The following is a 24,290-nucleotide window of genomic DNA, read 5'->3' on the forward strand; positions in this document are numbered from 1 at the left end:
ATGCATTATATATTTTTGTTTGTTTTTTATCAAGTTTTTCCTGAATCTTTTTTATTTTTGTCTATTTTTCACATTTTTTCTGTCTTTTTTTATTGCACTTTTCAATAGAGCCATTTTATAGATAATATCTATAAAGGCTTCAGGCGCAGTTTCCTGCTCCCGAAGCCTTTATATCCATCCTTATTCCATCTGATATTTTGTATATCCCTTCAGATTTTTTGCCAGCATTCGTACAATCTCTTCGATATCTCGGACAAACTGGCGCACCATCAAATTAATACTGTCATCATCAGGTTTCTCATCACAGACGGTCTTAAAATAGCCTTTAAACAGCATACAGACCATTCTGTTCAAAATAATTGCTTTTTCCTCATCTATCGCATCGGCTCTAATACAGTTCCGGCACATCTCATAATCTCTCCCCATAAAATCGGAAGTCTGAAGCATCCGATGAAACATGCGATTGGAAGAACCAATCATCTCAGGGAACATAACATAGTACTCTTTTATAGAATTTCTGAGCTTATTATTGTCATAAGTAAAAAACAAAAGATTATATGCCTCCGGCTTTCGGAATGCCTCCATGGAGTAACAATACCACACCCCAACATAAATATCCCAGACATTAGTCCAGCCTTTTTCAGCCTTATTCAGCCTTCTAATATAATCATTCATCTCCCCAAGCTCTGCATAGTAAAGAAGCTCGTCACGATTTTCAAAATACCGGTAAAGACTTGCCGATGAACACCCCATTTCTTTTGCAATCCTACGTATAGAAACTGCCTCAATCCCTTCCTGATGGATGATCTCGTTTGTTCTTGCAATATAATCTCTTCTCGTAAGTCCTTTAAAATATTTTTCTCTTTTCACATTTTCTCACGGCTTTCTAACATATCCTTGGAATGATATTATCAATTACAGACAGATCAATGGTCTTGAAATCTTCTGCCACCTTGTCCTGATATTTTTCCGGCGTCGGTGCAATCTCCTGCCACTGCCGGAAAGTTTCGATACACTTCTCGATCAGCATAATATCTTTCATATTGTCTTCTTCTCCCTTTGGATATACCACAACGGAACGATATGGGGTCTGATTCGGTTTTAAGCTGGATGCCTGCGGATGTGTCAGGAGCAGATGTCTGTCATATACATAATCCCGCACCTTGATCAGCACCTCTTCGTAAGAATCCAACAGAAAAACTTTCATGCTGTCTTTATATTTTTCATAAACCCTGTCATTGTTTGTTATCAAAATTGCTTTATCTTTGTCCCACATAGCTACACGCCTCTTTTCTGTCTCTTTTTTCCGATCCTATGTACGGTAAGATCAGATATCTCTTGTTCTTTCATCTTAGCATACATGGGATAAAGGGGCAAGAGCCGCTTGATCTTAGTTTTCCCAAAACAATGTGCCGGTACTCGACAATAGTAATATCTTTTCTATTCATCTCAAAATTAAATACTATACGGAATTAATTTTCATTCTTCTGGTATGACTTGCGGATATTGTGACTTGTAGAGATATTTCTGATTGATTAATCGCTAGATATTTATAGTTTTTACCAGAGTAAACTTTCGTTGACCCACCATTATCGTAACGACTATAAATAACACTTTCTATCTCATCTATTCCAAAACTATCATACTATTTCTGGTAGATTATTGAACCATTCTTTTTCTTTATCAGGATCTTTCAGCACTAAATCTACGTCTTTTTTTGTACGATATATGGCCTAACTGTATTGTCATAAATCAGTACAATACCACCAAGAGAAATAATACCCGAAATCCTTAAGTTTCTGGAAATCTGACCCTGTTTTTAAAATGTGGTAAATATGTGGTAGGCTAGTACGAAAAAAAGGGATCTGCATCACTGCAAATCCCCATTTTTCGTCATTTTCATTAGTCTTCAACTGTAATGATTTCTTTCTTATTGTAGCTTCCGCAAGCTTTGCAAACTCTGTGAGGCATCATTAAAGCGCCGCATTTGCTGCATTTTACAAGGTTCGGAGCGCTCATTTTCCAGTTTGCTCTTCTCTTGTCGCGTCTTGCTTTGGAAGTTTTATTCTTTGGACAAATTGACATCGTTACACCTCCTTAAAATTCTTAAACACATCGCGGATAACTGACATTCTCGGGTCAAGACTTGTGTCTTCACAGTCACAGGTTCCCTCGTTTAGGTTCTGACCACAAGTACTGCAAATCCCTTTGCAGTCATCCTTACACAGGACTTTTGCCGGCCATCCTATCAAAATCTCATTATAGAGTAATTTGTCGACGTCAAGATGATATCCGTCAATATAGTCTGATTCTTCTGTCTCCTCCGTCTGTTCAGCCTGATCCTTGCCAGTCACGGCATGTTTCTCGAATCTTATATCAAGAGGTACATCTACCGGTTCCAGACATCTGTCACATGGTATCACAGCGATAAGGCTGCACTCCCCTGTCACGGAAATCTCTTTTCCTTTGACGTGCTCCACCTTGATATGAACCGGACTTTTCTCTTTCAGAAAATACGGCCCACCTGGAATCTTCATTTCATCAAGTTCCAGAGGAACAGAAACATCAATCGGTTTGTGCTGTTCAGACAATACGTCTGATAGGTCAATGAACATGATTCTTCACTCCTATTCATACCTTGACTATTATACCATGTGCAGAAATTTTGTCAACAGTTTTTTTATACTAATGCTTTTGTTTCACGTGCGATAGCAAGCTCTTCATTTGTCGGAATGACATAAACCTTCACTTTTGAGTCTGCAGTAGAGATTTCTGCTGCTTCTCCTCTTGCTGCTGCGTTCTTCTCTGGATCGATCTTAATTCCGAGATATCCGAGGTATGCGCAGATTTCTTCTCTCATTGCTGTATCGTTTTCGCCGACTCCTGCCGTAAATGTGATAGCATCCACGCCATTCATGGCTGCAGTGTAGGATCCGATATATTTTACCACGCGGTATCTGTAAGCATCCAAAGCTGTTATAGCACGTTCATTTCCTTCATCCGCCGCTTTTCTCACATCACGGAAGTCTGAAGATACACCGCTCATTCCAAGAACTCCAGATTTTTTGTTGAGGATATTGAGCATCTCATTGATATCAATATTTTCATGATTGCAGATAAACTGAAGCACTGCCGGATCAATATCTCCGCTTCGTGTTCCCATGATAAGACCTTCCAGAGGAGTCAGTCCCATACTTGTATCTACACATTTTCCTCCGATGGATGCAGAGATGCTGGCTCCGTTTCCAAGATGGCAGACAATTACCTTCGCATCGTCTTTTCCAAGACATTTCAATGTCTCGCCGGATACGAACATATGGCTTGTTCCATGGAAGCCGTATCTTCTGATGCTGTATTTTTCATAATATTCATACGGAATAGCATACATAGCTGCCTTTTCCGGCATTTTCATACCGAATGCTGTGTCGAATACAGCTACGTTCGGTTTTCCAGGCATTGCTGCTTCACACGCTTCGATACCGATGAGGTTTGCCGGATTGTGAAGAGGTCCAAGGTCGAAACAATCGCGGATAACTTTCTTTACATCTTCTGTGATCAGTGTCGCATCGCTGTAGATTGTTCCTGCATGGAGTACACGGTGTCCGATCGCTGTGATCTCCTCTGTATTTTCGATCACTCCGTGTTCTTTATCCATCAGCGCCTCCAGTACAAGCTGTACTGCAACTTTGTGATCAGGCATGTCTTTTTCTACCGCATAAGATTCTTTTCCTGTCGGTTTGTGTGTCAGTTTTGATCCGTCGATCCCGATTCTCTCGCAAAGGCCTTTTGCCAATACACTCTCATTCTCCATATCGATCAGCTGATACTTTAATGAAGAACTTCCACAGTTGATAACTAAAATTTTCATTTCTTTTTTCTTCCTTTCTTATTTTTGCTGGCACTGTACTGCTGTGATAGCAACAACACCTTCGATATCTTTTGCGCTGCATCCTCTGGAAAGGTCATTGACCGGCGCTGCGATACCCTGTGTCATCGGTCCGTACGCTTCTGCTTTTGCAAGACGCTGTACGAGCTTATATCCGATATTTCCGGCATCCAGATCCGGGAAGATCAGCACGTTGGCCTTTCCTGCTACCGGGCTGTTCGGAGCTTTGGATGCTCCCACGGAAGGAACGATCGCTGCGTCTAGCTGAAGTTCTCCATCCAGCATCAGATCAGGAGCCTGTTCTTTTGCGATCTTGACTGCCTCTACTACTTTTGTGACATCATCATGCTTTGCACTTCCCATAGAAGAATGAGAAAGCATTGCCACTCTCGGCTCTGCTCCGACAAGCTGTTTGAAGCTTTCTGCTGAAGAGACAGCGATCGCTGCAAGCTCTTCTGACGTCGGATTCTGATTCAGCCCGCAATCGCCAAATACAAATGTTCCATTCTCTCCCATATCACAGTCCGGTACAACCATGATGAAAAATGCAGATACAAGCTTTGTGCCCGGTTTTGTCTTCAATATCTGAAGGCATGGACGAAGTGTGTCCGCAGTAGAGTGGCATGCCCCGGAAACCATTCCGTCTGCATCTCCCATTTTTACCATCATGACTCCATAATATGGATAATTTGTTAAAAGCAGCTCTCTTGCCTGTTCTTCTGTCATTCCCTTTTTCTGTCTCAGTTCCACCAGCTTAGCGATGTAGCTTTCTGTCTTTTCGCTTTTGGCCGGATCCACGATCTGAGCGCCGCTGATATCAAAGCTTCCTTTATTTTTTGCAACTTCTTCTTCACTTCCGATCAGAACCAGCTTTGCTGTCCCTTCTTTCAGAATGGCCTCGGCTGCTTCATACGTTCTGATGTCTTCTGTCTCCGGAAGAACGATCGTCTTGAGATCAGCCTTTGCTTTCTTCTTGATTTCATCAATAAATCCCATGATTTATAGACTCCTTTCCATTTATTCTCAGATATAATTATTATAACGTAAAGGGAAATTGTATACAAGAGATAATCTGTCTCTTTTTCAATACAATTTCCCTTTTTCGGTCTTTTTCTCTTCTTCAAATATCGAACATAACAGTCACAATAGCAAAATAGACAAGAATCGTTCCCGTATCCAGAAGTGTCGAGATCAGAGGTGTCGCCATCAGCGCAGGGTCAAGTCCCAGTCTTTTCGCTACCAGCGGCAATGTACACCCAACCACTTTCGCCATACACACAATAGCAATGATCGTAATACCGATGACACTGCCAAGTTTTATATCGTGATACATGACATAGATACGGATCGCATTTGCGACGGACAGGACAACTCCTACTATCAAAGCGATGCGGATCTCCTTAAAAATAACTTTAAAAATATCCTTAAAACGAATCTCTCCTACCGCAAGCCCCCGGATCATCAGTGTGGAACTCTGGGAACCACAGTTTCCCCCTGTCCCCATCAGCATCGGAATGAGTGTAATCAATATCGGCATGGCAGCCATGGACTTCTCATAATAAGCCAGGAGCATTCCGCTCACAGTAGCCGAAAGCATCAGAAACAAGAGCCATGGAATACGGTGTGCTGCATGCTGCCACACGGACGTGCCGAAATAAGATTCGTCGTTGGGACTGACACCGGCCATCATGCTGATGTCTTCTGTCGCCTCATCCTGCAGGACAAGCATCGCGTCGTCTACCGTGACGATCCCGACAATACACATTTCGTAGTCCACAATAGGAATGGCAACGAGTCCGTACTTTTTGATCATAGTGGCCACATCTTCCTGGTCATCGTGAGTATGTGCGTACAGGATATTCGTATCCATGATTTCCTCAATGCGCTTGCTCTCGCTGGACGTAAGAAGATCTTTGATATCCACCCATCCGATCAGTTTTCGCTGCTCTGTCACATAACAGGTATAGATCGTCTCGCGGTTGATCCCGACCTGCCGGATCTTCAAAATCGCTTCTTCCACCGTCATCTCTTTCCGGAAACTGATATAGTCCACGTTCATGACACTTCCGGCACTGTCTTCCGGGTAGCGCAAAAGCGTGTTGATCTGAGCTCTTGTCTCCTCATCAGTCGCCATCAAAAGCCTGTCCACTACATTTGCCGGAAGTTCCTCCAGAACATCCACCGTATCATCCAGATACATCTCGTCCATGACTTCCTCAAGTTCGGAATCGGTAAGGGCATTGATCAGGAATTCTCTTGTATCGCTGTCCATATAAGTAAATGTCTCTGCAGCCTCTTCCTTTGCAAGCAGACGGAAAATCAGCACGATCTGCCTTTTATCCACCTCTTCTAAAAGAGCTGCAATATCAACGGGATACATACCGGAAAGCTCTTCTTTCAATTCTTTAAATTCTCTCTCTTCCAACATTTTCAGAATTTTTTCCAATTCCATCTTTCTTTGTATCCCCCTTTCTGCTTTGACCATACTACCATTTTATAGTATAATCATTTCGAGGAGGATATACAAGAACATTATGAAATTAGTTGGTTTGATCGCAGAGTACAATCCATTCCACAATGGACATGAATATCATATAAGGAAAGCAAAAGAAGTGACTGGAGCAGATGCAGTTGTAGTAGTGATGAGCGGCAATTTTGTCCAAAGGGGAAACCCGGCCATCATGCCAAAACACCTTCGTGCCAAGGTTGCGTTAAAATCAGGTGTATCCCTCGTTCTCGAACTTCCTGTCTGCTTTGCAACAGGAAGTGCAGAATATTTTGCCCGTGGGGCCGTCTCTCTCCTTGACAGTCTGGGATGTATCGACTCCATCTGTTTCGGGAGTGAATGCGGAGATCTTTCGCTCCTTTGGAAAATTGCCCATATCCTGGAAGAAGAACCGGAAAAATACAGAAAATCTCTTCAGGATCATCTGCGAAATGGACTTTCTTTTCCAGCCGCCAGAGAAAAAGCTTTGTATGCTTACCTGGAAGACCCTTCCCTAGCATCGATCCTTTCAAGTCCCAACAATACGCTGGGTATCGAATACTTAAAGGCTATCATCCGGTCGAAAAGTTCTATGAAAGCTTACACGATCAAAAGAAAGGACGCTTCGTATCACTCGGAAGATCTGGAAACTCCGGGAAATTTAAGTTCTGCCACCGCGATCCGAAAGCTGCTTCTTTATTCCGGGAATTCTTTCCGTACGAACGATGAGGAGCCTTACGATGAGCCGAAGCTCTCTTCCATCCTGGCACGCCTGGAGGATCATGTACCGGCAGAATGCATCTCGCTCCTGGAGAGGACACATCTTACCCGCTATCCGGTGTATGCAAATGACTTTTCCCTGCTTCTGAAATATTGTCTCATGAGGGAGACAAGGGGTACGTTAACCCGCTACGCGGACGTGTCGGAGGAACTGGCAAACCGGATCATGAAACATGCAAACAGTTATTTAAACTTTGACCAGTTTTGTGATCTTTTAAAAACAAAGGAAATCACATATTCCCGCATCAGCCGGGCACTTTTGCACATTCTTCTCGGCATCAGAAAAAGCCACCTGCAAACTCTCGGAGAAAACGACCCTGTTCCTTACGCAAGAATGCTTGGATTTGTGAAGAAGGATAAAGAGATTTTATCCCAAATTAAGACCGCTTCCTCCATCCCGCTTCTCCCAAAACTTACGGAGATGGATACACTGTCGGATGCTGGACAGCGCATGCTGCATCTCGACATATTCGCATCCAATCTCTACGAGTCTGTCATCACAAACAAATTCAAGACTCCCTTTTGCAATGAGTACAATCATCCACTTGAGATCGTATAACAAAACAAGCTGTGAAAAAATGATTTTTTCATTCTTTCGCAGCTTATGCTTATTCTTCCAACACCCTTGTGCACGCAATAGCCATAGCGCCAGGACCTGTATGACAGGCAATGCTGAGTGCCAGTGGATCCATATCTACATCATACTGCGGAAAACGGTCTTCAATCTCTTCTTTCCAGAGTTGTGCCTCTTCGTTCGTACATGTATATGCAACATGCAGATAGATTCTCTGATTATGGAAACGATGCAGCATATCCCTTTCCATCGCATCCAGCATCGTCTTTTTCGCCTGTTTCCACCCTCTCACTTTGGCGTAAGCATCCAGTTTTTCTCCCTGGATCTGAAGGACTGGTTTTAAATTCAGTACTGTTCCAACAGCTGCTGCGGCTGGTGTGATGCGTCCTCCTTTTTTCAGGTATTTCAATGTATCCACAGTAATATAGATACTGGACTCTTTTCCGGTGCGTTCCAGGATTTCCTTAATCTGCGCTGCACTTTTTCCTTTCTTTGCAAGCTCTACCGCATCTTTTACAGACTGTTTCTGTGTGACAGAAATCCGCTGATTGTTTACAACCTGCACTTTGCCGTCATAATCTTCCGAAAGCAGGATGGCGGTCTCACAGGAGCTGCTCAGACCGCTGGACATCGGGATGTATACGATCTCATCATATTTTTCCAGATACTTGTCCCAAAGTGCCATCACATTTCCTGGCGCTGGCTGAGATGTCTTGATGTCGCTTCCTCCTTTTTGCTTTTCGTAGAAAGTATCTCGCGAAAGAGTTACCCCTTCAAAAAACTCTTCCTCATCGATGAAAAACGGCATAGGAAGCACGCCAACCCCTATTTTTTCCGCTTCTTCCTGCGTGATGCCGCTATTACTGTCCGTCAAAACTGCGACTTTACTCATTCCATTTCCTCTCTTTCTGTTCTTTCAAATATGAGACGGCAGTATCAGACAGACACAGCCTTGGACAATCGATCTCTTCTCGCCACCATGATAGGGATATCTTCCCCTTTATATGGATTTTCCCCAAGCGTTACTTCCAGTTTAACCGTCTCGTATGCCAATTCCTCGTAGTTGTTTTCCTTACTCAAATGTCCAAGAATCACTTGTTTCAAATTATCATGTAGTATAGCACAGAGCAGTCTTCCTGACAATTCATTTGACAAATGTCCTTTATTTCCCATCACACGCTGCTTCAGATAATACGGATATCCACCCACTTCCAGCATATGGATGTCATGGTTTGCCTCCAAAAGCACCGCATCCAAATTACTGAGATTCCGAATGATATATTCATCGTATATTCCAAGATCAGTTGCAACAGCTACCGCTTTGCCTTTTTCCTCAAACCTAAATCCCGTCGGCTCATTTGCATCGTGGGAAATGCGGAACGGCCGAATCATCGTATCCTTCATAACAAAGGGTTCATCTGCCCGGATTTCATTCAGAAGCCCTTCCGGCATTTTTCCTAGTCCACTGTAATTTTGTATTCCCCGAATGGTTCCCGGCGTGGCATAGATTGGGATCCCGTATTTCCTGCTGAAAACACCAAGCCCCTGGATATGATCCACATGTTCGTGGGTAATAAAAATCCCGTCCAGCTCTTCTCCTTTTACATCCAGCTCTTTTAAACCTTCTTCTATCCTTTTTTTACTGATTCCTGTGTCCACAAGAAAATTGGTATGTTCGCCTCCGATATATGTACAATTCCCGCTGCTTCCGCTTGCGATACTGCAAATTCTCATCGTGTTTCGTCTCTCCCGCTATTTTTCATTTCTTCCCATTGTAACGCTTTTTTGATCTGGATGCAAGTCTCTTCCATATCCCCGCTGTTGTCCACCGTAACATGGCAATGTGTCCGAAATTCTTCCTCAGATTTTTGACTTTTTAAGATGCCGTCTATCCGTTCGTCTGAGTATCCTCTTGTCTCTTTGAGTCTTCTCCTTCGCACATCTTCATCTGCATAAATATACCACAGTTCATCACAAATCTCATCGTAGTGATCTTCAATCAAGAGAGCGGCCTCTATCACAAAAAGCTCTGTCCCTTTTCCTTTTTCTTCCCGGATCCGCATTTGGATGCGATCCTTCACTGCCGGGTGGACGATGGCATTTAACTTTTCGAGACTAACTCTATCTCCAAAGACAATGCTCCCCAGTCTTTTCCGGTCAATGGTACCGTCCGCCGAAAGAATCGAATTTCCAAACTGTGCCACAATCCGGCTGTAACACTCTTCTCCCGGCTCTTCCAGTTCATGGGCGGTTTTGTCCGCTTGGCAGATCACTGCCCCGCAGTGTTTTTCCATATAAGAGAGGACGGTGCTTTTTCCCGCACCTACCCCTCCGGTAATACCAATGATCCTCATGATATTTTCATCCTTACTTCGCTTCATACCAGCTGCTTCCCTGGCTCATGTCCGCGATCAGCGGTACCCTCAGATCAGCTGCATGTTCCATTTCCTCTTTTAAAATCTGCTTCACGATCTCGACTTCTTCCTTTTTCGTCTCGATCAAAAGCTCATCATGTACCTGGATCACAATCCTGGATTTCAGCCCACGGCTGCGCAATGCCCGTCCTACCCGGATCATGGCAATCTTCATGATATCTGCTGCCGCCCCCTGGATAGGCGAATTCATAGCAACCCTCTCTCCAAAGCTGCGCTGCATGAAATTACTGGAAGACAATTCCGGTATCGGCCTGCGCCTTCCAAACATTGTCTTTACATAGCCGTTTTCCTTGCCAAAAGCAACTTCTCCGTCCAGGTATGCTTTCACACCCGGATAAGTCTCAAAGTACCGATCAATATATTCCCCGGCTTCTTTTCTCGTAATACTCAGATCCTGGCTCAGTCCAAAAGAACTGATTCCGTAGACAATTCCGAAATTTACCGCTTTGGCATTTCTTCTCTGTAAGTCCGTGACTTCCTCAAACGGTGTGTGAAATACTTGCGACGCTGTGATCCGGTGGATATCCTGTGCCTCCTGATATGCATGGATCAGCGCTTCATCCCCGGAGCAGTGTGCCAGAATACGCAGTTCGATCTGGGAATAATCAGCGTCTACAAATACATAACCTTCTTCCGGTATAAAAACTTTCCGGATCAATCTTCCAAGTTCCATACGGATCGGAATGTTCTGAAGGTTTGGTTCTGTACTGCTGATCCGCCCTGTGGCAGTCACTGTCTGGTTGAATGTCCCGTGGATCCTTCCGTCGTCCGATATAAAATTGGCAAGTCCGTCTGCATAAGTGGACTTCAGTTTCGCAAGCTGCCGGTATTCCAGAATCTTCGATACGATCGGGTAATCAGGCGCCAGTTTTTCCAAGATATCAGCCGCCGTAGAATATCCGGTCTTTGTCTTTTTTCCGTGCGGAAGCTCCAGATGCTCAAAAAGCACAACCCCAAGCTGTTTCGGAGAATTGATGTTAAACGTCTCTTGGGCCAGATCGTATATTTCCTTTTCCAGCTCTTCTATTTTATCTCCCAGTTCCGAACCGTACATTTTCAGCTGATCTGCCGCAATCCTTACACCAGCTTTTTCCATGTCAGAAAGGGTAAACACGAGCGGCATCTCTATCTCGTCAAACAGCGCCTCCATCTCATATTCCCGAAGTTTTTCTCTCAGCACTTTTTCCGCCCGGAACATAGTATATGCTTCATAACATGTCTTTTTCTCCGCCGGAAGTTTCTCATCGATATTCAGATCCAGGTATTCATGGGCAATGTCATCTGTCTCATACGCGCTTTTCAAAGGATTTAACAAGTAAGCTGCCACATGGACATCAAACGTATTTTCCGGCTTCCGGATCTGAATCTGTTTCATGGCCGCTTTCACATCAAACATGGAAATAACTGCACGGGATTCAGTGAGAGACGTCACTTTCTCCAGAAGATATGTTTCTGTCATTGTGTCGGATGTCCGAATGTTGTAGATCTGGTCTTCCCCAAATGCAACCCCGATTCCGGAAAGCCCCGCCTGATCTTTGAAAAGCGGAAGAACATTTTCTGTGTCTTTCTCAAATGCGATCCCGACACAAGGAGCACCTGCAGCCTTTTCAAAGACTGCTTCTGCCTCCTCTTCTTTTGTGATCTCCCGGAACTGATCTTCAATCTGATTTGCCGGGCTCTCCACATCAAAGCGTCCAAGCAGATTTTTAAACTGCAGTCTCTGGAAATATTCGTAGGCTTCTTGCGTGTACAGATTTCCTATCTTTCCTTCTGAAAACTCATAAGGGAAATCCGCATCCACGTTGATAGTCGCAAGTGCCTTGCTCATCTGAGCCATATCATAGTGTTCTTTCAAAGCCTTTGCGGCCCGCGGCGGTTTGAGTTCTTCCACATGACTATACGCATTTTCAATGGATCCATATTCCACAATGATCTTTGTGGCCGTCTTCTCGCCAATACTTGGCACCCCAGGAATATTGTCCGAGCTGTCTCCCATCAATGCTTTGACATCAATAAACTCCTGCGGCGTTACCTGGTATTTCTCTTTGACATCCGCTGCAAGATAGTCCTCTACCTCTGTCCGGCCTTGCTTTGTCTTTGGAATACGAATCTTTACTTTTTCTGTGGCAAGCTGCAGAAGATCCCGGTCTCCGGACAAAACGACCACATTCATGCCTTCCTTCTCGCCACGTTTCGAAAGTGTGCCGATCAGGTCATCTGCTTCAAGCCCGGCCTGCTCTACGATTCGGATGCCCATTGCCTGAAGGACTTCCTTCATGACCGGAACCTGCTGGCGCAGTTCTTCAGCCATCGGCTTTCTCGTCCCTTTGTAGTCTTCAAACATTTCATGACGGAAGGTCGGCGCATGGACGTCAAATGCCACTGTAAGATATTCTGGTTTTTCTTCTTCCAGCACTTTGAAAAGAATATTCAAAAATCCGTATATCGCGTTCGTGTGAAGTCCCTCCGCATTGGTCAGATCCGGGATTCCATAAAAGGCACGATTCAGAATACTGTGCCCGTCTATCAGAAGAATTTTCTGATTTTCATACTGTCTTTCATTCATTGTCATACCTCTGTTTCATTTTCAAATGTCAGTCCGGCCTTTTTCAGAACTCGGAACAATACCGGAATCACGATCAGCTGGATGATGATCCCCGGGATACCGCTCACGATTCCGCTCACAAAAGCTGTTCCATTGGCAAATGGAAAATGAAGATTAAAAATATAAACTCCAACAATCAGCGAGAGGCCATAGGCAACTCTGCCAGCTACCATAGCCGGAATCAGTCTCAGATAGACCGGATACTTTCGTTCTGCCAGCACACCTGCCGTCAGGCCATAGACCGCCGTCTCAAACAACATAAAATATACTTTCGGAACAGGCGGCATCCCGGTCAGTACACTGCTTAATATTGGTACAAGAATACCAACCCCAAGGCCATATCCGCCTCCCAAAAGTACACCCGCCATCAAGATCGGCAAGTGGATTGGGAGAAACATCCCCCCGGCGCTTTGTCCAAATATGTGAAATGCCTGCGGAAGCACGATTCCGACAGCGGTCAGCACTCCGGCATATACAAGCTTCAATATTCTGGCATTTTCTACAACCTGTCTTTGACTTTCTCTCATTTTCTCTCCTCCGTCCCCGGCGGACTGCACACCGCCTTGTGTTCGCATTTTCTCTTATTGTACTTCGTTTTATCTTTTTTTACAACGTGTCCGGCAGATTTCTTTAAAAGACGCCAAGGTGTTCCAGCAAAATTTTAAGCCCGATCAGTATGAGGACAACTCCTCCAAAGCACTCCGCCTTATTCTTGTATTTTGTTCCAAACACCGTCCCGATCTTAAGGCCAACGGCAGAGATCACAAACGTAATGCATCCGATAAAAAGAACGGCCGGTCCAATTTGCACATCCAGAAATGCGAAGGTAACCCCTACAGCCAGCGCATCGATGCTCGTTGCCACCGCAAGAGCCGTCATCTCACGGAAATCAAATCTCGCATCCATGCATTCTTCTTCCTGTCTCGATTCCCGGATCATATTTCCTCCAATAACGGCCAGAAGTATAAATGCAATCCAGTGATCCACACTTTCTATTGCTCCGCGGAAATGGCTTCCGATAAAATATCCAATAGCCGGCATCAAAGCCTGAAATCCTCCGAAATACAGCCCCACACATAATACATACTTTGGTTTCGCCTGCCCTGCTGACAACCCTTTACAGATGGATACGGCAAATGCATCCATAGCAAGGCCGACAGCAATGAAAAACAGTTCCATCAAACCCATCTTTTTTCCCTCCTTATGTTTCTTTTTCCTTCGTTTAGTAAAGACAGATCTGTCAAAGATGGGGGAGGTCTTTAGATTTCTGCAATAAAAAAGCGAGTCCTTACCTATATCAATCTCTGATACAGATAAGTCTCGTTGTTTCATTCAAAGCCAGGATTACTCCAATATGTTGACTTTGACACACAAACGTGCCAACTACTCCCTTATGCTCCATCTTCTCCAAATCAAAACGCGCTTAACGCTGTTTTGTATTATACCGAAAAACCTTCCTCCTTTCAAGTTTTTTTATATATTATTTGTATTTATTTGTATTTTCTTATCTTTCTTGAAAATACAAAAAGCCCACACAAAAAATTGCATAGACTTTTCATATATCAATCTTGTATCATTACCGGAATTCTTTGCTCTTCTGAATAGAAGAAGATACAAAAAAGGATCCAAAAAACATCAACACAGCTGCGCTTAACAAAATCATGTCTGTATGTCTCAATGCCTCGATCTCTATATTGATATGATTGCATACAGACCAGATTGCTACCCATATCGCTGTCGAAATCATAGTAGCTATCACTAAAACCATTTCACTTTTCTCGGCGCTTTTCTTTAAAGTTATAGGATACATGATTGCAATAATCATAAGCCCCATCTCTATTCCTATCAATACTCCTTTAAAAGAAGTTTTTCTCAACAAAAAACTGCCACAATATCATGCAGCAGCTTTTTATTGACAAAATATTAAAGTTTAGAATATCCGTAGCTGTTTACAAGAGCTTCTACTTTCTCTCCTGCCTTGCACATCGGACAGGCTTCCGGCGTATAAGCCTTATAGTCCGGAAGATCGGCGCTGGAAAAGATTGACTTCACTTCCATATCTGCAATCTTCGTCACAGCACTGAAGATACCTGCCACACCGCACACCTTTCCTCCATAGTACAGGACAGATTCCGCAGCTTTCAGAATCGTCTTTCCGGTCGTAATAGATGCCGCGAGAACCAACACCTGATTGTTCTCAATCATACGGATCTTATTATCCCGGAACATGATCTGTCCAAGATTGTCAAATTCCGGTGTTACTACAGAAATATTATTTCCATGGCTCATGGACATGACCGTTTCATCTGCCAGGATCTCTGCCATGAACGTACCGATCACTTCCGTTTCATCCAGACATACGATCGTGTCAATATAAGTGTGGGTATACTCCGCCGCCAGCACTTTTGCCGTCTCCCGTCCATTTCGATGTCTGGTCTTCACAGTGGACATATCAATATACGTGTTGATGTGGGAATTGCTCGTAGCAAAATGTCCTTTCAGGATCTTAATCCGGGCCTTCGGATTTTTTGAGGAACGTAAATTTGTCAACCGTTCATCCATATGGTTTGTCTCCTTTCTCATTTTTTGTTATAGACATTGTACCATACTTCTGTTTTCTGTGTAATCCCCGCATTTTTTTCCGGCACTTTTTTTGTTCTGAATTTATAGACAACAGTACACGATATTTCCATCGATCATGGTACATTGTACTTTCGCATTTGTATCGAGTCCAAGTTTTCCTTTTACGAGAATGATATCCGCATCTTTACCCTCTTCCAGCGTTCCAATCCGCTCTTCCACTCCAAGAATCCTGGCTGGATTGATCGTTACCATTCTCATCGCCCGTTCCTGGGAAACACCTTCCCGAACTGCCTCTCCTATATGATGATAGAGAGATTCTTCACTGAGAATCGGCGAATCGGTAATGATCGCCACATTGACTCCTCTGTCATCCAGCATCTTCACTGCCTCCACATCAATCTTTCTTCGCTCGCCTACACAACGATATGTCGCAATCGGTCCATAGCAGACATCACAGCCGCTCTCCACAATCTCATCAATATAATCCGTAGCGCCCCAGGCATGTTCCAGCGAGAATCGAACACCGAATGCTTTCGCCACCTCGATGGCTGTAAGCATATCGTACTGTGTACAGTGGATTTTACACGGAATCTCTCCTTTCAGAGCAAGGCACAGAGCCTCCATGTCTGCATTATATGGCGGATTTTTCCCATTTTCCTGATCTTCCATATACGTTTTTGCTTTTCGGAACGTATCCCAAAGTACCTTTGCGACTCCCATCCGCGTCATTGGCAGCTGATCCCTGTCTCCATATGTATTTTTCGGGTTCCCGCCAAGGGCAATCTTAACCGCGCACGGCGCTTTGATGGACATATCAAACGCATTATCCCCGTATGTTTTCATGGCAAACGGAAGACCGCAGAACACATTTCCGCTGCCCGGCGTGAGAAGCATGGTCGTGATGCCATGTTCATAAGCCACTTTGAATTCACGTGCTTTTGGGTTTACCCCGTACCGCGCATCGATGGACAGCGTGACCGGATCCGTCATCTCATTTGCCTCATCCACAGAAGTCTCCGAATTAAAGTCAAACATTCCGATGTGGGAATGCGCATCGATAAGCCCTGGCATGACACAAAGCCCGGATGCATCCATTATCCTGGCATCATCAGAAATCATTTCTTCCGGGATCCGTTCCATCACTTTTTTGATCTTTCCGTCTTCTATCAGGATTTCTCCCTGAAAGACATCCTGACCATCTTTCATTGTATAAAGCGTTCCTCCTTTGATCACTGTCTGCCTCATCAATAAAGCACCTCCCCGTTGATGATACTGTGTTTTACTTTTGCCGCATAGGTTGTAACCGGGTGTCCCGTAAATATAGAGATGTCCGCGTCTTTCCCTTCTTTCAGCGTTCCGATCCGATCCCCCAGTCCCAACATTTCCGCCGGATGTTCCGTCATCATTCTCACCACTTCTTCCGCCTCAACTCCGGCCCGGTACACTTCGATAGCAGACCACAAAAAGACTTCTCTTCCCTCGGAGAATCCCCCGCATGTGTTCGTAAAGGCAACACGGTTTCCATTTTTCACAAGCTCATTGATCTTTTCAAGATCAATGCCGTATTTTGCAATCTGTGAGCAGGAGTTGACATTTCCGAGTATCAGACCAGTCTTTTGACGCTTCATTTCTTCCAGGGCATCTCCAAACCCAAATCCGTCCACGATGCTTGCCTGCACCTTCTCCTCTTTCATCATATGAAGCAGTCCCTGGATTTCCGCCGGGGTTTCCGCTGCACAGAACACCGGCATTGTCATCTTGTCAAACACTTCGCTCACAATCTCCTGTCGTTCCTCTCTGTCTTCTATTTTGACAGTTCGTGCTTTTCGAAGCATTTCCTGGAAACTCCAGAAAATACCCATTCTCGTTTTCGGCATCTGGTTTTTGGAACCATATGTGTTTTTCACGGCGGAAGTAACGCTGCATTTCAGGGCTGCTTTCTCTTTTACAAGGCGCTCCGACATCTTCTGAGGCGCCGTCTTCACGACAGCAATCTGTCCACCCATGATATTTCCGTTTCCCGGCGCAAGCCCCACTGCCGTAATCCCGCTTTTATAGAACTCCTGTGCGTTTACCTCATCCGGATCCATGGCATATTTTACATTCATCTCCGGAGTAAAAAGCCCTGTGGACTCCTGGTTGTCCAAATGCCTGGAAGGGATCCCCATGGCCCCGATAGAGCAATGCGGATCGATGAAACCAGGAAACACTTCGCACCCTGATGCATCGATAACCTGCGCTTCCGGACAAACAATCTCCCTCCCTATTTTTTCGATTTTCTTTCCTTTTGTGAGAATATCACATGAATCTAGAATTGTTCCGTCCCCTATATGGATTCTTCCGTTTTTGATCAGATACATTCTTTTCCCTCCTGCTTTTCTCGTCAAAGCAGGCCGGCCATATTCATGACCAGCCTTTGCCTTCTATTTTTCAATGTAAACCTGTGAGAAATCAGTTGTACCATTCGTTGTAACTGGATAATTCTTCACATAGTTTTTCACATATGTCGGGGAAGCTTCCAGGTAAGTCGGCGCGATAATAGCATTTCCAACAAGAAGCGTTTCTGCTTCCAGATAGATGTTCGCCTTTTCCTGCTCATCTACCACATATTTAGCCTGTTCAAGAAGTTCTTTGAAACGTTTGGAATCTTCATTGTTCCATCCTGTCTTATCTGCGTTAAAATATCCATTGTCTGGCTCGAACAGCTGGAAGAATGCACTTGGTTCATTGTAGTATGGTCCCCATCCGGCCTGTGCAATGTCATAATCTCCTGCGTCAATCTTATCCCACATGATGTTCCATTCCATCATATCAATCTGCACAGTAATGCCAAGTTTTTCTTCCCATACCTGTTTCATCCATTCTCCGATCTTCTTGGACAGTTCATCTGTTCCGCGGCTTGCATAGCGGATCGTCACTTTGGATGTATCTGTGTCTTTTCCAAGTTCTTTTAATCCTTCCTGGAATAATGCTTTCGGATCTGTGTACTCTTCCTGCATAGCGGATACGAAATGATTCTTTCCGTCTACTAATTCCGTGTAAGTGTTCTCTCCGACTTTCATTGTATCCGGCATGAGAGAATATATCGGTTCTGATTTGCCGTCACGGAGCGTATCTACCATCTCCTGTCTGTCAAATGCGATTGAAAGAGCCTGGCGAATCTTTGTGTTGCTGAGGTATTCGTTCTTCAGGTTGAACATAAAGAATTCCGGAGCATTACTTGGAACATTGCTTTCTGTAGAGTCTCCCGATGCAGCGATTGTCTTGCCCCAGTTTGTATCAGATGTGCTGACTACATCCAGCTCTCCGTTGATGAATGCCTGTACTGCAGTGGACGGATCCTGAATCACTTTAAAATTGACTGTGTCAAGCTTCATATCGTCAGCGCCCCAGTACTGTTCATTCTTTTCAAGGATCATTTCTGTGTTCTGGCTCCAGCTTTTAATTTTGAGCGGTCCATTGTATACAGTCTTGTCTGCTGATGTTCCGTAATCTGCACCGTATTCTTCATATTTTGCCTGGTTAACCGGATAAACTGATCCTGCTACGAGGCCAAGGAAGTAGGATGCCGGGTGAACTAGTGTGATCTGAAGCGTATTTTCATCCAGCGCCTTTACTCCGATCTCATCCGGAGTCTTTCCATTATTGTAAAGCGCTTCTGAAAAGTTTGTGATTACTCCGTCAAACAGCCATGCGTTTGTCGCTGCCACAGACGGATCTGCCATTTTCTTAAAAGTAAATTCAAAGTCGTTTGCCGTCACTTTGGAACCATCGCTCCATTTTGCATCCGGATTCATATGGAAAGTATAAGTCAGTCCATCTTCACTGACATCCCAGCTCTCGGCCGCTGCCGGAACGATTTCATCTGTGTTTCCTTCCGCAGACCGGTCACGCACAAGCGGATCATAGATCATATTGTGTGCTTTGTTGTCCGGGGCTGTTGTGTTTACAAGTGGGTTGAGTCCGATAACCACACTGTTTGTGGAAATGTTCAGCACTTGTTCAGTGCTTCCGCCGGATGTCTTCTTTTCTTTCTCTTCGCCTCCGCAGCCTGCAAGAGAGCCTGCTGCAAGAGCTACTGCCATGAGACCTGCCAGCATTTTCTTTCTTAGTTTCATAATTTCTCCTCCTTTTCTTTATCCTCAAGCAGCTTTTTTCTGCTGATTGATTCTCGTCCCTCTATTTGTCCTGTAATTCACGCACTCTGTGACAGGCCACGAAATGTCCTTGCGTAATCTCTTCCAACTCCGGTGTCGCCTGTTTGCATTTTTCTGTTGCAAACCGGCATCTTGCCGCAAAACGGCATCCTGGTTTTGGATTGACCGGACTTGGGATTTCCCCCTCGATCGGAATCCTCTTTTTGCGTTTTTCCTCATCCGGATCCGGGATCGGGATCGCCGACATGAGCGCTTTTGTGTATGGGTGAAGCGGATGATCATAAAGTTCGTCGCTTTCCGCAAATTCTACCATATTGCCGAGATACATAACGCCGACCCTGTCGGAAATATGTTTGACCATTGACAAATCATGAGCAATAAACAAGTACGTCAGATTTCTCTTTTTCTGAAGTTCTATGAGCAAGTTGACTACCTGTGCCTGAATGGAGACATCTAACGCAGAAATCGGTTCATCGCAGACGATAAATTCCGGTTCGATAGCCAGTGCCCGGGCAATTCCAATTCTCTGCCTCTGTCCGCCGGAGAATTCGTGCGGGAATCTAAGCGCATGCTCCTTGTTTAATCCTACTAGCTCCAGCAGCTCATAAATCTTTTCCTGACGTTCTTTTCCTGTATACAATTTGTGAATATCAATCCCTTCGCCGATGATATCCCCAACCGTCATTCTCGGATTTAATGATGAATACGGATCCTGAAAAATAATCTGGGCACGTTTTGTAAATTCTTTCTTTTCTTTTTTATTCAGGCTGTGGATATCCACTCCGTCAAATATAACCTGTCCGCCGGTAGCTTCATAAAGTCCCATGACCGTCTTACCGCATGTCGTCTTGCCGCATCCGGATTCCCCTACCAGACCAAGTGTCTCCCCCTGATAGATTTTAAAATTTACTCCGTCCACCGCTTTGAGCATTTTATGGCGTCCCACATTGAAATATTTTTTCAGATCTTTTACCTCGATCAGTACTTTTCTCTCTTCCATGACTATCTCCCCCCTCTGATCATCGTTTCCGGGAGTCCCTTTGTGTCCGCTTTCGGATGATGCAGCCAGCAGGCACATGTCTGGGAATCACTGAACACGGTTTCTCTCGGATATTTCAGTCGGCAGATCTTCATGCCGTATTCACACCTCGGCGCAAAGGAGCAGCCTTCCGGTGGATGGATCAGATCCGGCGGTGTCCCTTTCAGGGAATACAGTGTCTCCTTGTTGTTTGTGTGAATTTTTGGCACCGAATTCAAAAGCGCTCTCGTGTACGGGTGTGTAGACCGATAGAAGATTTCATCTACATTTCCCCGCTCCACGATTTTCCCGGCATACATGACCTGAATCTTGTCAGCCACGCTTGCCACGACTCCCAGATCGTGAGTCACAAGGATGACTGCCATATTCAGTTCTTTCTGAAGGCTTCCGATCAAATCCATAATCTGCGCCTGAATTGTCACGTCCAGGGCAGTTGTCGGCTCGTCCGCAATCAGGATCTCCGGCTTACATGCCAGCGCCATGGCTATCATCGCTCTCTGGCGCATCCCCCCGGAAAATTCGAACGGATACTGTTTCATTCGCTGCGGAGCATTCGGAATTTTGACAAGTTCAAGCATCTCCAGCGCCTCTTTGTGCGCCTGCTCTTTTGACACTTTGTTATGGATCAGTATGCTTTCCGCGATCTGATCGCCAATCTTCATCGTCGGATTTAAGGAAGTCATCGGATCCTGGAAAATCATGGATATTTTACTTCCGCGGATCTCCGTCATCTTCTTCTCCGAATATCCAAGCAAATCTTCCCCGTGAAACAGGATCTGTGCTCCATTCTTTTTATCTATCATTGTATTTTGTTTTGGGAGAAGTCCCATGATCGCCTTGGATGTAACTGTTTTCCCACATCCGGATTCCCCTACGATCGCCAGTGTCTCTCCTTTTTTCAGATCAAAATCCACTCCACGCACTGCGTGTGATATTCCTGCGTATGTCTTAAAGGAAACATGCAGATTTTTTACCTCCAGTATTGTCTCGTTCATCGTGATGCCCCCCTATTTTCGAAGTTTTGGATCCAGGGCATCGGATAATCCGTCCCCGATCAGATGGAATGTCAGCATAGTCAAGACGATCAGAAGGCAAGGAAAAAACAACTGATGCGGATAGAACATCAACTGCTGCTGTCCTGCTGATGCAAGTGCGCCCCAGCTTGTCTCCGGTGGTCTTACTCCAAGTCCGATATAACTTAAAAATGCTTCGCTGAAAATGAATCCCGGAACCGACATGGTAATATCAACCATGATGATTCCCAGTGTATTAGGAAGCAGGTGTTTGATGATGATCCGCCCCGTGGAAGCGCCAAGGGCCTTGGCCGCCTGCACATAGTCCTGCTCTTTGATCTGCAGAATCTGTCCCCGGACCATACGTGCCGTTCCTACCCAGGCGGTAAGACTCATGGCAAACACCAGTGAAAACATGCTTCTTCCCATTACCATGGAAAGGATAACCACAATGATCAGATACGGCAGATTTCCGATAAACTCACAGATTCGCATGATGATATCATCCACAACTCCACCTTTGAGTCCGGCAAGCGCTCCTACCAAGGCGCCGATCACAAACATCACTACCGTACAGCAAAGTCCGATATAAATAGAAATTCTTCCTCCCACACAGACACGGGTAAACAGATCTCTTCCCATATCATCTGTTCCAAACCAGTATTCCGAGCTCGGTCCCTGATTTTTTAAAGCCGCGTCGATATACTGATAATCCTTGCCCGAGACAATCGGGCCGATAAACAGAAGTGCAATGATCAAAACAAGCAGTATCAGACCAAAAATAGCCAGCTTATTGGATCGGAATCTTCTCCAGACATCCGCCCAGTATGTAAGGGACTTTTCTCCGATGTCTTCCCCGGACAGCCCTTCCGTTCCCACACGTTCAAATAAATCTTCCGTCTCCGGGATATCTCCCATCATATTTGTGTTTTCTCTCGTCTCCATATATCTTACCTCGTCCTACTTCTTACCTTTTGCCACTCGGATTCTCGGATCTACAATTCCGTATAAAATATCAACTACGATCAAAGCGCCGACAAACAGAATTGCGAAGAAAATCGTCAGTCCAATAACCATCGTATAATCGTTATCCGATACCGCTTTCACATAGTAAAATCCAAGTCCGGGAATTGCAAACATCTTTTCCAAAATGAAGGAGCCTGCGAAGATTCCCGCAACAGCCGGTCCAATCATCGTGACAATCGGAATCATCGAATTGCGCAGCACATGTTTGCGCACGGTGCGCTTCTGGGTACACCCTTTGGCCTGTGCCGTCACGATATAATCTTCACTGATAACGGACAGCGTGCTGTTTCTCATGTATTTTGTGTAGGATGCGATACCGCCGATTGCATAGGCCGCTACCGGAAGGATATAATGCTTCAACTCTCCCCATCCGAAAACCGGTACAAGTTTCCACTTAAATGCAAGGAAGTACTGGAGCACGGCGGCAAACACGAAGCTTGGAACGCAGATAGCCAAAACGACCAGAACCCGGATGATATGATCTACCGGTTTTCCTCGGTTCAAAGCCGCTACCAACCCCAGTGAGACGCCAATAGTAACCTGGAAAAAGATGGCAAGAAGCCCGATTTTCGCGGACACCCACGTATTCGTTTTGATGACATCATTGGCCGATTTTCCGGTATAAATAATCGATTCCCCGAAATCTCCTGTAGTGAGAAGATTTTTCATATAGATGACATAACGTTGAAGTACCGGCTTGTCCAGCCCGTATTTTTCCTCGATGATTTCCTGCGCCTGCTCCGGCATCTGTCCTACTTTCGCAGCAATGGGATCTCCAGGCGCCCCCGCAACCAGGAAAAAGGTGGCGGTTGCGATCAAAAACAGCGTCAGGATGGCGTAAGCCAGTCGTTTTCCAATAAATTTCAGCATTTTTTTCTCTCCCTTCTTTTCCGTCTGTCAGTTTACAGATTCTTTTTCTTCTGCATTTCCTCAAACAACACTTTCGGAACGATCATATAGTGGTTCTCGATCTCCCTGCAGATTTCTTCTACAGATTTGGTGCGAAAGGCTTCGAGGATTCGCTGATGATTCGCTTTGAGCACATCAAACGGTACAAGCGATTCCGTCTCCATCGTAAAATACGCCGACGTATTTCCACTTTCCAAAGACTTCCACACTTTGTAAAGTTTTTCACTCTGGGACGACATCACAACACAGGAATGGAACTCTTCATCGAGTTCTACGATCTGGTACAGATCCCGTTTCTCCGCGGCTTCTCCCATTTTTTCGAGATTTCTCTCCATCCGCTCCTCCAGATCAGACGGCAGGTTCCCGGAACACATTTTTGCTGCCAGGGTTTCCAGTGTGGAGCGTATCAGATATGCCTCCTGCATATCCTCATAGGACATCGTCTTTACAATGCATCCCTTGTGAGATTCATAGGTAACAAGTCCTTCCTCCTCGATCTGCCTAAGCGCTTCCCTCACAGGTCCCCGGCTGATCTGGAATGCTTTTGCCACATCCGCCTCAATAATCCGTTCGCCAGGCTTGATCTCCCCGTTGAGGATTTTCTTTCTCAGAATTTCCGCAACCTGTTCTCTCAATGTTTTTCGCGATACTGCTGCTTTAACCATATTTTTCTCCTTTTTCACGTTAACTCGTGAAAATTTTCTTGTTTTTATTATACCTTGTTTGTTAAGAAAAAGTCAATTGTTAACAATCTACTTTCGACAAAAATAACTACCAAAATTTCTTGCCGTTTTTTGT

24 protein-coding genes are annotated in these 24,290 nt (G+C 44.8%); 1 reads left to right on the plus strand and 23 read right to left on the minus strand.

Features of this window, described 5'->3' with window-relative positions; translation table 11 throughout:
* Positions 1-180 precede the first annotated feature (180 nt).
* The 7 genes from FLB61_RS07685 to mgtE all read right to left on the minus strand — a co-directional run bounded on the left by FLB61_RS07685 (position 181) and on the right by mgtE (position 6,338).
* Entirely contained in the window at positions 181-870 is a 690-nt protein-coding gene (locus FLB61_RS07685; RefSeq protein ID WP_221919805.1) for a TetR/AcrR family transcriptional regulator, read from the minus strand.
* Between the two features lie 16 nt (positions 871-886).
* Positions 887-1,276 carry a GrdX family protein gene (locus FLB61_RS07690; RefSeq protein WP_087201402.1) on the minus strand — a complete coding sequence of 130 codons (390 nt, stop codon included), beginning with the start codon at positions 1,274-1,276 and terminating at the stop codon, positions 887-889.
* Between the two features lie 626 nt (positions 1,277-1,902).
* Positions 1,903-2,085, minus strand: a complete 183-nt coding sequence (gene rpmF, locus FLB61_RS07695; protein ID WP_024732412.1) for a 50S ribosomal protein L32 — start codon at positions 2,083-2,085, stop codon at positions 1,903-1,905.
* Between the two features lie 2 nt (positions 2,086-2,087).
* A complete protein-coding gene (locus tag FLB61_RS07700) occupies positions 2,088-2,615 on the minus strand; it encodes a YceD family protein (protein WP_087201404.1) in 528 nt (175 codons plus the stop codon).
* Positions 2,616-2,680: 65 nt separating this feature from the next.
* Positions 2,681-3,868, minus strand: a complete 1,188-nt coding sequence (locus FLB61_RS07705) for an acetate kinase (protein WP_087201406.1) — start codon at positions 3,866-3,868, stop codon at positions 2,681-2,683.
* An 18-nt stretch (positions 3,869-3,886) separates the two neighbouring features.
* The gene (gene pta / locus FLB61_RS07710) at positions 3,887-4,882 is read right to left on the minus strand and encodes a phosphate acetyltransferase (RefSeq protein WP_087201408.1); all 996 of its coding nucleotides are present in this window, start codon (positions 4,880-4,882) and stop codon (positions 3,887-3,889) included.
* Between the two features lie 124 nt (positions 4,883-5,006).
* Positions 5,007-6,338 (minus strand): magnesium transporter, encoded by a 1,332-nt coding sequence (gene mgtE, locus FLB61_RS07715; protein WP_221919806.1) that lies wholly within the window; start codon positions 6,336-6,338, stop codon positions 5,007-5,009.
* An 82-nt stretch (positions 6,339-6,420) separates the two neighbouring features.
* Between mgtE and FLB61_RS07720 the strand changes: the two genes are divergently transcribed.
* Positions 6,421-7,710 carry a nucleotidyltransferase gene (locus FLB61_RS07720; protein WP_221919807.1) on the plus strand — a complete coding sequence of 430 codons (1,290 nt, stop codon included), beginning with the start codon at positions 6,421-6,423 and terminating at the stop codon, positions 7,708-7,710.
* 49 nt (positions 7,711-7,759) lie between these two features.
* Here FLB61_RS07720 and FLB61_RS07725 read toward each other — a convergent pair whose 3' ends face one another.
* The 16 genes from FLB61_RS07725 to FLB61_RS07800 form a co-directional block, all read right to left on the minus strand.
* On the minus strand, positions 7,760-8,617 hold the full coding sequence (locus FLB61_RS07725; protein ID WP_087201414.1) for a DegV family protein: 858 nt from the start codon (positions 8,615-8,617) through the stop codon (positions 7,760-7,762).
* Positions 8,618-8,661: 44 nt separating this feature from the next.
* On the minus strand, positions 8,662-9,459 hold the full coding sequence (locus FLB61_RS07730; protein WP_221919808.1) for an MBL fold metallo-hydrolase: 798 nt from the start codon (positions 9,457-9,459) through the stop codon (positions 8,662-8,664).
* On the minus strand, positions 9,456-10,106 hold the full coding sequence (coaE, locus tag FLB61_RS07735; RefSeq protein WP_246599162.1) for a dephospho-CoA kinase: 651 nt from the start codon (positions 10,104-10,106) through the stop codon (positions 9,456-9,458). Before coaE ends, FLB61_RS07730 begins: the two co-directional genes overlap by 4 nt.
* On the minus strand, positions 10,093-12,732 hold the full coding sequence (gene polA / locus FLB61_RS07740; protein ID WP_405121513.1) for a DNA polymerase I: 2,640 nt from the start codon (positions 12,730-12,732) through the stop codon (positions 10,093-10,095). The genes coaE and polA overlap by 14 nt, the downstream gene beginning before the upstream one ends.
* Positions 12,729-13,292: an ECF transporter S component gene (locus FLB61_RS07745; protein ID WP_087201460.1), complete on the minus strand. Its 564-nt coding sequence runs from the start codon at positions 13,290-13,292 to the stop codon at positions 12,729-12,731. The genes polA and FLB61_RS07745 overlap by 4 nt, the downstream gene beginning before the upstream one ends.
* Before the next feature lie 103 nt (positions 13,293-13,395).
* On the minus strand, positions 13,396-13,953 hold the full coding sequence (locus FLB61_RS07750) for a manganese efflux pump MntP (RefSeq protein WP_221919810.1): 558 nt from the start codon (positions 13,951-13,953) through the stop codon (positions 13,396-13,398).
* A gap of 388 nt (positions 13,954-14,341) precedes the next feature.
* A complete protein-coding gene (locus FLB61_RS07755; RefSeq protein WP_330625530.1) occupies positions 14,342-14,644 on the minus strand; it encodes an ABC-2 transporter permease in 303 nt (100 codons plus the stop codon).
* Positions 14,645-14,688: 44 nt separating this feature from the next.
* Positions 14,689-15,327, minus strand: coding sequence for a type I phosphoribosyltransferase (locus FLB61_RS07760; RefSeq protein WP_221919812.1), 639 nt, complete (start codon positions 15,325-15,327; stop codon positions 14,689-14,691).
* A gap of 102 nt (positions 15,328-15,429) precedes the next feature.
* Positions 15,430-16,593 (minus strand): amidohydrolase family protein, encoded by a 1,164-nt coding sequence (locus FLB61_RS07765; protein ID WP_221919813.1) that lies wholly within the window; start codon positions 16,591-16,593, stop codon positions 15,430-15,432.
* On the minus strand, positions 16,593-17,708 hold the full coding sequence (locus FLB61_RS07770; RefSeq protein ID WP_221919814.1) for an amidohydrolase family protein: 1,116 nt from the start codon (positions 17,706-17,708) through the stop codon (positions 16,593-16,595). Before FLB61_RS07770 ends, FLB61_RS07765 begins: the two co-directional genes overlap by 1 nt.
* A gap of 63 nt (positions 17,709-17,771) precedes the next feature.
* A complete protein-coding gene (locus FLB61_RS07775) occupies positions 17,772-19,466 on the minus strand; it encodes a peptide ABC transporter substrate-binding protein (protein ID WP_221919815.1) in 1,695 nt (564 codons plus the stop codon).
* A gap of 61 nt (positions 19,467-19,527) precedes the next feature.
* A complete protein-coding gene (locus FLB61_RS07780) occupies positions 19,528-20,505 on the minus strand; it encodes an ABC transporter ATP-binding protein (RefSeq protein WP_221919816.1) in 978 nt (325 codons plus the stop codon).
* Positions 20,506-20,507: 2 nt separating this feature from the next.
* Complete coding sequence (locus FLB61_RS07785; RefSeq protein ID WP_087201435.1) at positions 20,508-21,539, minus strand: ABC transporter ATP-binding protein; 1,032 nt, start codon at positions 21,537-21,539, stop codon at positions 20,508-20,510.
* A gap of 12 nt (positions 21,540-21,551) precedes the next feature.
* Positions 21,552-22,502, minus strand: a complete 951-nt coding sequence (locus FLB61_RS07790; protein ID WP_330620398.1) for an ABC transporter permease — start codon at positions 22,500-22,502, stop codon at positions 21,552-21,554.
* Between the two features lie 15 nt (positions 22,503-22,517).
* The gene (locus FLB61_RS07795) at positions 22,518-23,453 is read right to left on the minus strand and encodes an ABC transporter permease (protein WP_087201436.1); all 936 of its coding nucleotides are present in this window, start codon (positions 23,451-23,453) and stop codon (positions 22,518-22,520) included.
* A 32-nt stretch (positions 23,454-23,485) separates the two neighbouring features.
* Positions 23,486-24,157, minus strand: a complete 672-nt coding sequence (locus tag FLB61_RS07800; protein WP_087201438.1) for a GntR family transcriptional regulator — start codon at positions 24,155-24,157, stop codon at positions 23,486-23,488.
* Between the last annotated feature and the right edge of the window lie 133 nt (positions 24,158-24,290).

It is taken from the genome of Sellimonas caecigallum (assembly GCF_019754295.1).
GTDB lineage: Bacteria > Bacillota > Clostridia > Lachnospirales > Lachnospiraceae > Sellimonas > Sellimonas caecigallum.

Coding starts and splice junctions, on each gene's coding strand:
- polA (WP_405121513.1), bottom strand. CDS start 12,732: ATGACAATGAATGAAAGACAGTATGAAAATCAGAAAATTCTTCTGATA.
- FLB61_RS07690 (WP_087201402.1), bottom strand. CDS start 1,276: ATGTGGGACAAAGATAAAGCAATTTTGATAACAAACAATGACAGGGTT.
- FLB61_RS07775 (WP_221919815.1), bottom strand. CDS start 19,466: ATGAAACTAAGAAAGAAAATGCTGGCAGGTCTCATGGCAGTAGCTCTT.
- rpmF (WP_024732412.1), bottom strand. CDS start 2,085: ATGTCAATTTGTCCAAAGAATAAAACTTCCAAAGCAAGACGCGACAAG.
- mgtE (WP_221919806.1), bottom strand. CDS start 6,338: ATGGAATTGGAAAAAATTCTGAAAATGTTGGAAGAGAGAGAATTTAAA.
- FLB61_RS07720 (WP_221919807.1), top strand. CDS start 6,421: ATGAAATTAGTTGGTTTGATCGCAGAGTACAATCCATTCCACAATGGA.
- FLB61_RS07765 (WP_221919813.1), bottom strand. CDS start 16,593: ATGAGGCAGACAGTGATCAAAGGAGGAACGCTTTATACAATGAAAGAT.
- coaE (WP_246599162.1), bottom strand. CDS start 10,106: ATGAAGCGAAGTAAGGATGAAAATATCATGAGGATCATTGGTATTACC.
- FLB61_RS07770 (WP_221919814.1), bottom strand. CDS start 17,708: ATGTATCTGATCAAAAACGGAAGAATCCATATAGGGGACGGAACAATT.
- FLB61_RS07795 (WP_087201436.1), bottom strand. CDS start 23,453: ATGCTGAAATTTATTGGAAAACGACTGGCTTACGCCATCCTGACGCTG.
- FLB61_RS07725 (WP_087201414.1), bottom strand. CDS start 8,617: ATGAGTAAAGTCGCAGTTTTGACGGACAGTAATAGCGGCATCACGCAG.
- FLB61_RS07780 (WP_221919816.1), bottom strand. CDS start 20,505: ATGGAAGAGAGAAAAGTACTGATCGAGGTAAAAGATCTGAAAAAATAT.
- FLB61_RS07800 (WP_087201438.1), bottom strand. CDS start 24,157: ATGGTTAAAGCAGCAGTATCGCGAAAAACATTGAGAGAACAGGTTGCG.
- FLB61_RS07730 (WP_221919808.1), bottom strand. CDS start 9,459: ATGAGAATTTGCAGTATCGCAAGCGGAAGCAGCGGGAATTGTACATAT.
- pta (WP_087201408.1), bottom strand. CDS start 4,882: ATGGGATTTATTGATGAAATCAAGAAGAAAGCAAAGGCTGATCTCAAG.
- FLB61_RS07750 (WP_221919810.1), bottom strand. CDS start 13,953: ATGGGTTTGATGGAACTGTTTTTCATTGCTGTCGGCCTTGCTATGGAT.
- FLB61_RS07700 (WP_087201404.1), bottom strand. CDS start 2,615: ATGTTCATTGACCTATCAGACGTATTGTCTGAACAGCACAAACCGATT.
- FLB61_RS07790 (WP_330620398.1), bottom strand. CDS start 22,502: ATGGAGACGAGAGAAAACACAAATATGATGGGAGATATCCCGGAGACG.
- FLB61_RS07745 (WP_087201460.1), bottom strand. CDS start 13,292: ATGAGAGAAAGTCAAAGACAGGTTGTAGAAAATGCCAGAATATTGAAG.
- FLB61_RS07705 (WP_087201406.1), bottom strand. CDS start 3,868: ATGAAAATTTTAGTTATCAACTGTGGAAGTTCTTCATTAAAGTATCAG.
- FLB61_RS07785 (WP_087201435.1), bottom strand. CDS start 21,539: ATGAACGAGACAATACTGGAGGTAAAAAATCTGCATGTTTCCTTTAAG.
- FLB61_RS07760 (WP_221919812.1), bottom strand. CDS start 15,327: ATGGATGAACGGTTGACAAATTTACGTTCCTCAAAAAATCCGAAGGCC.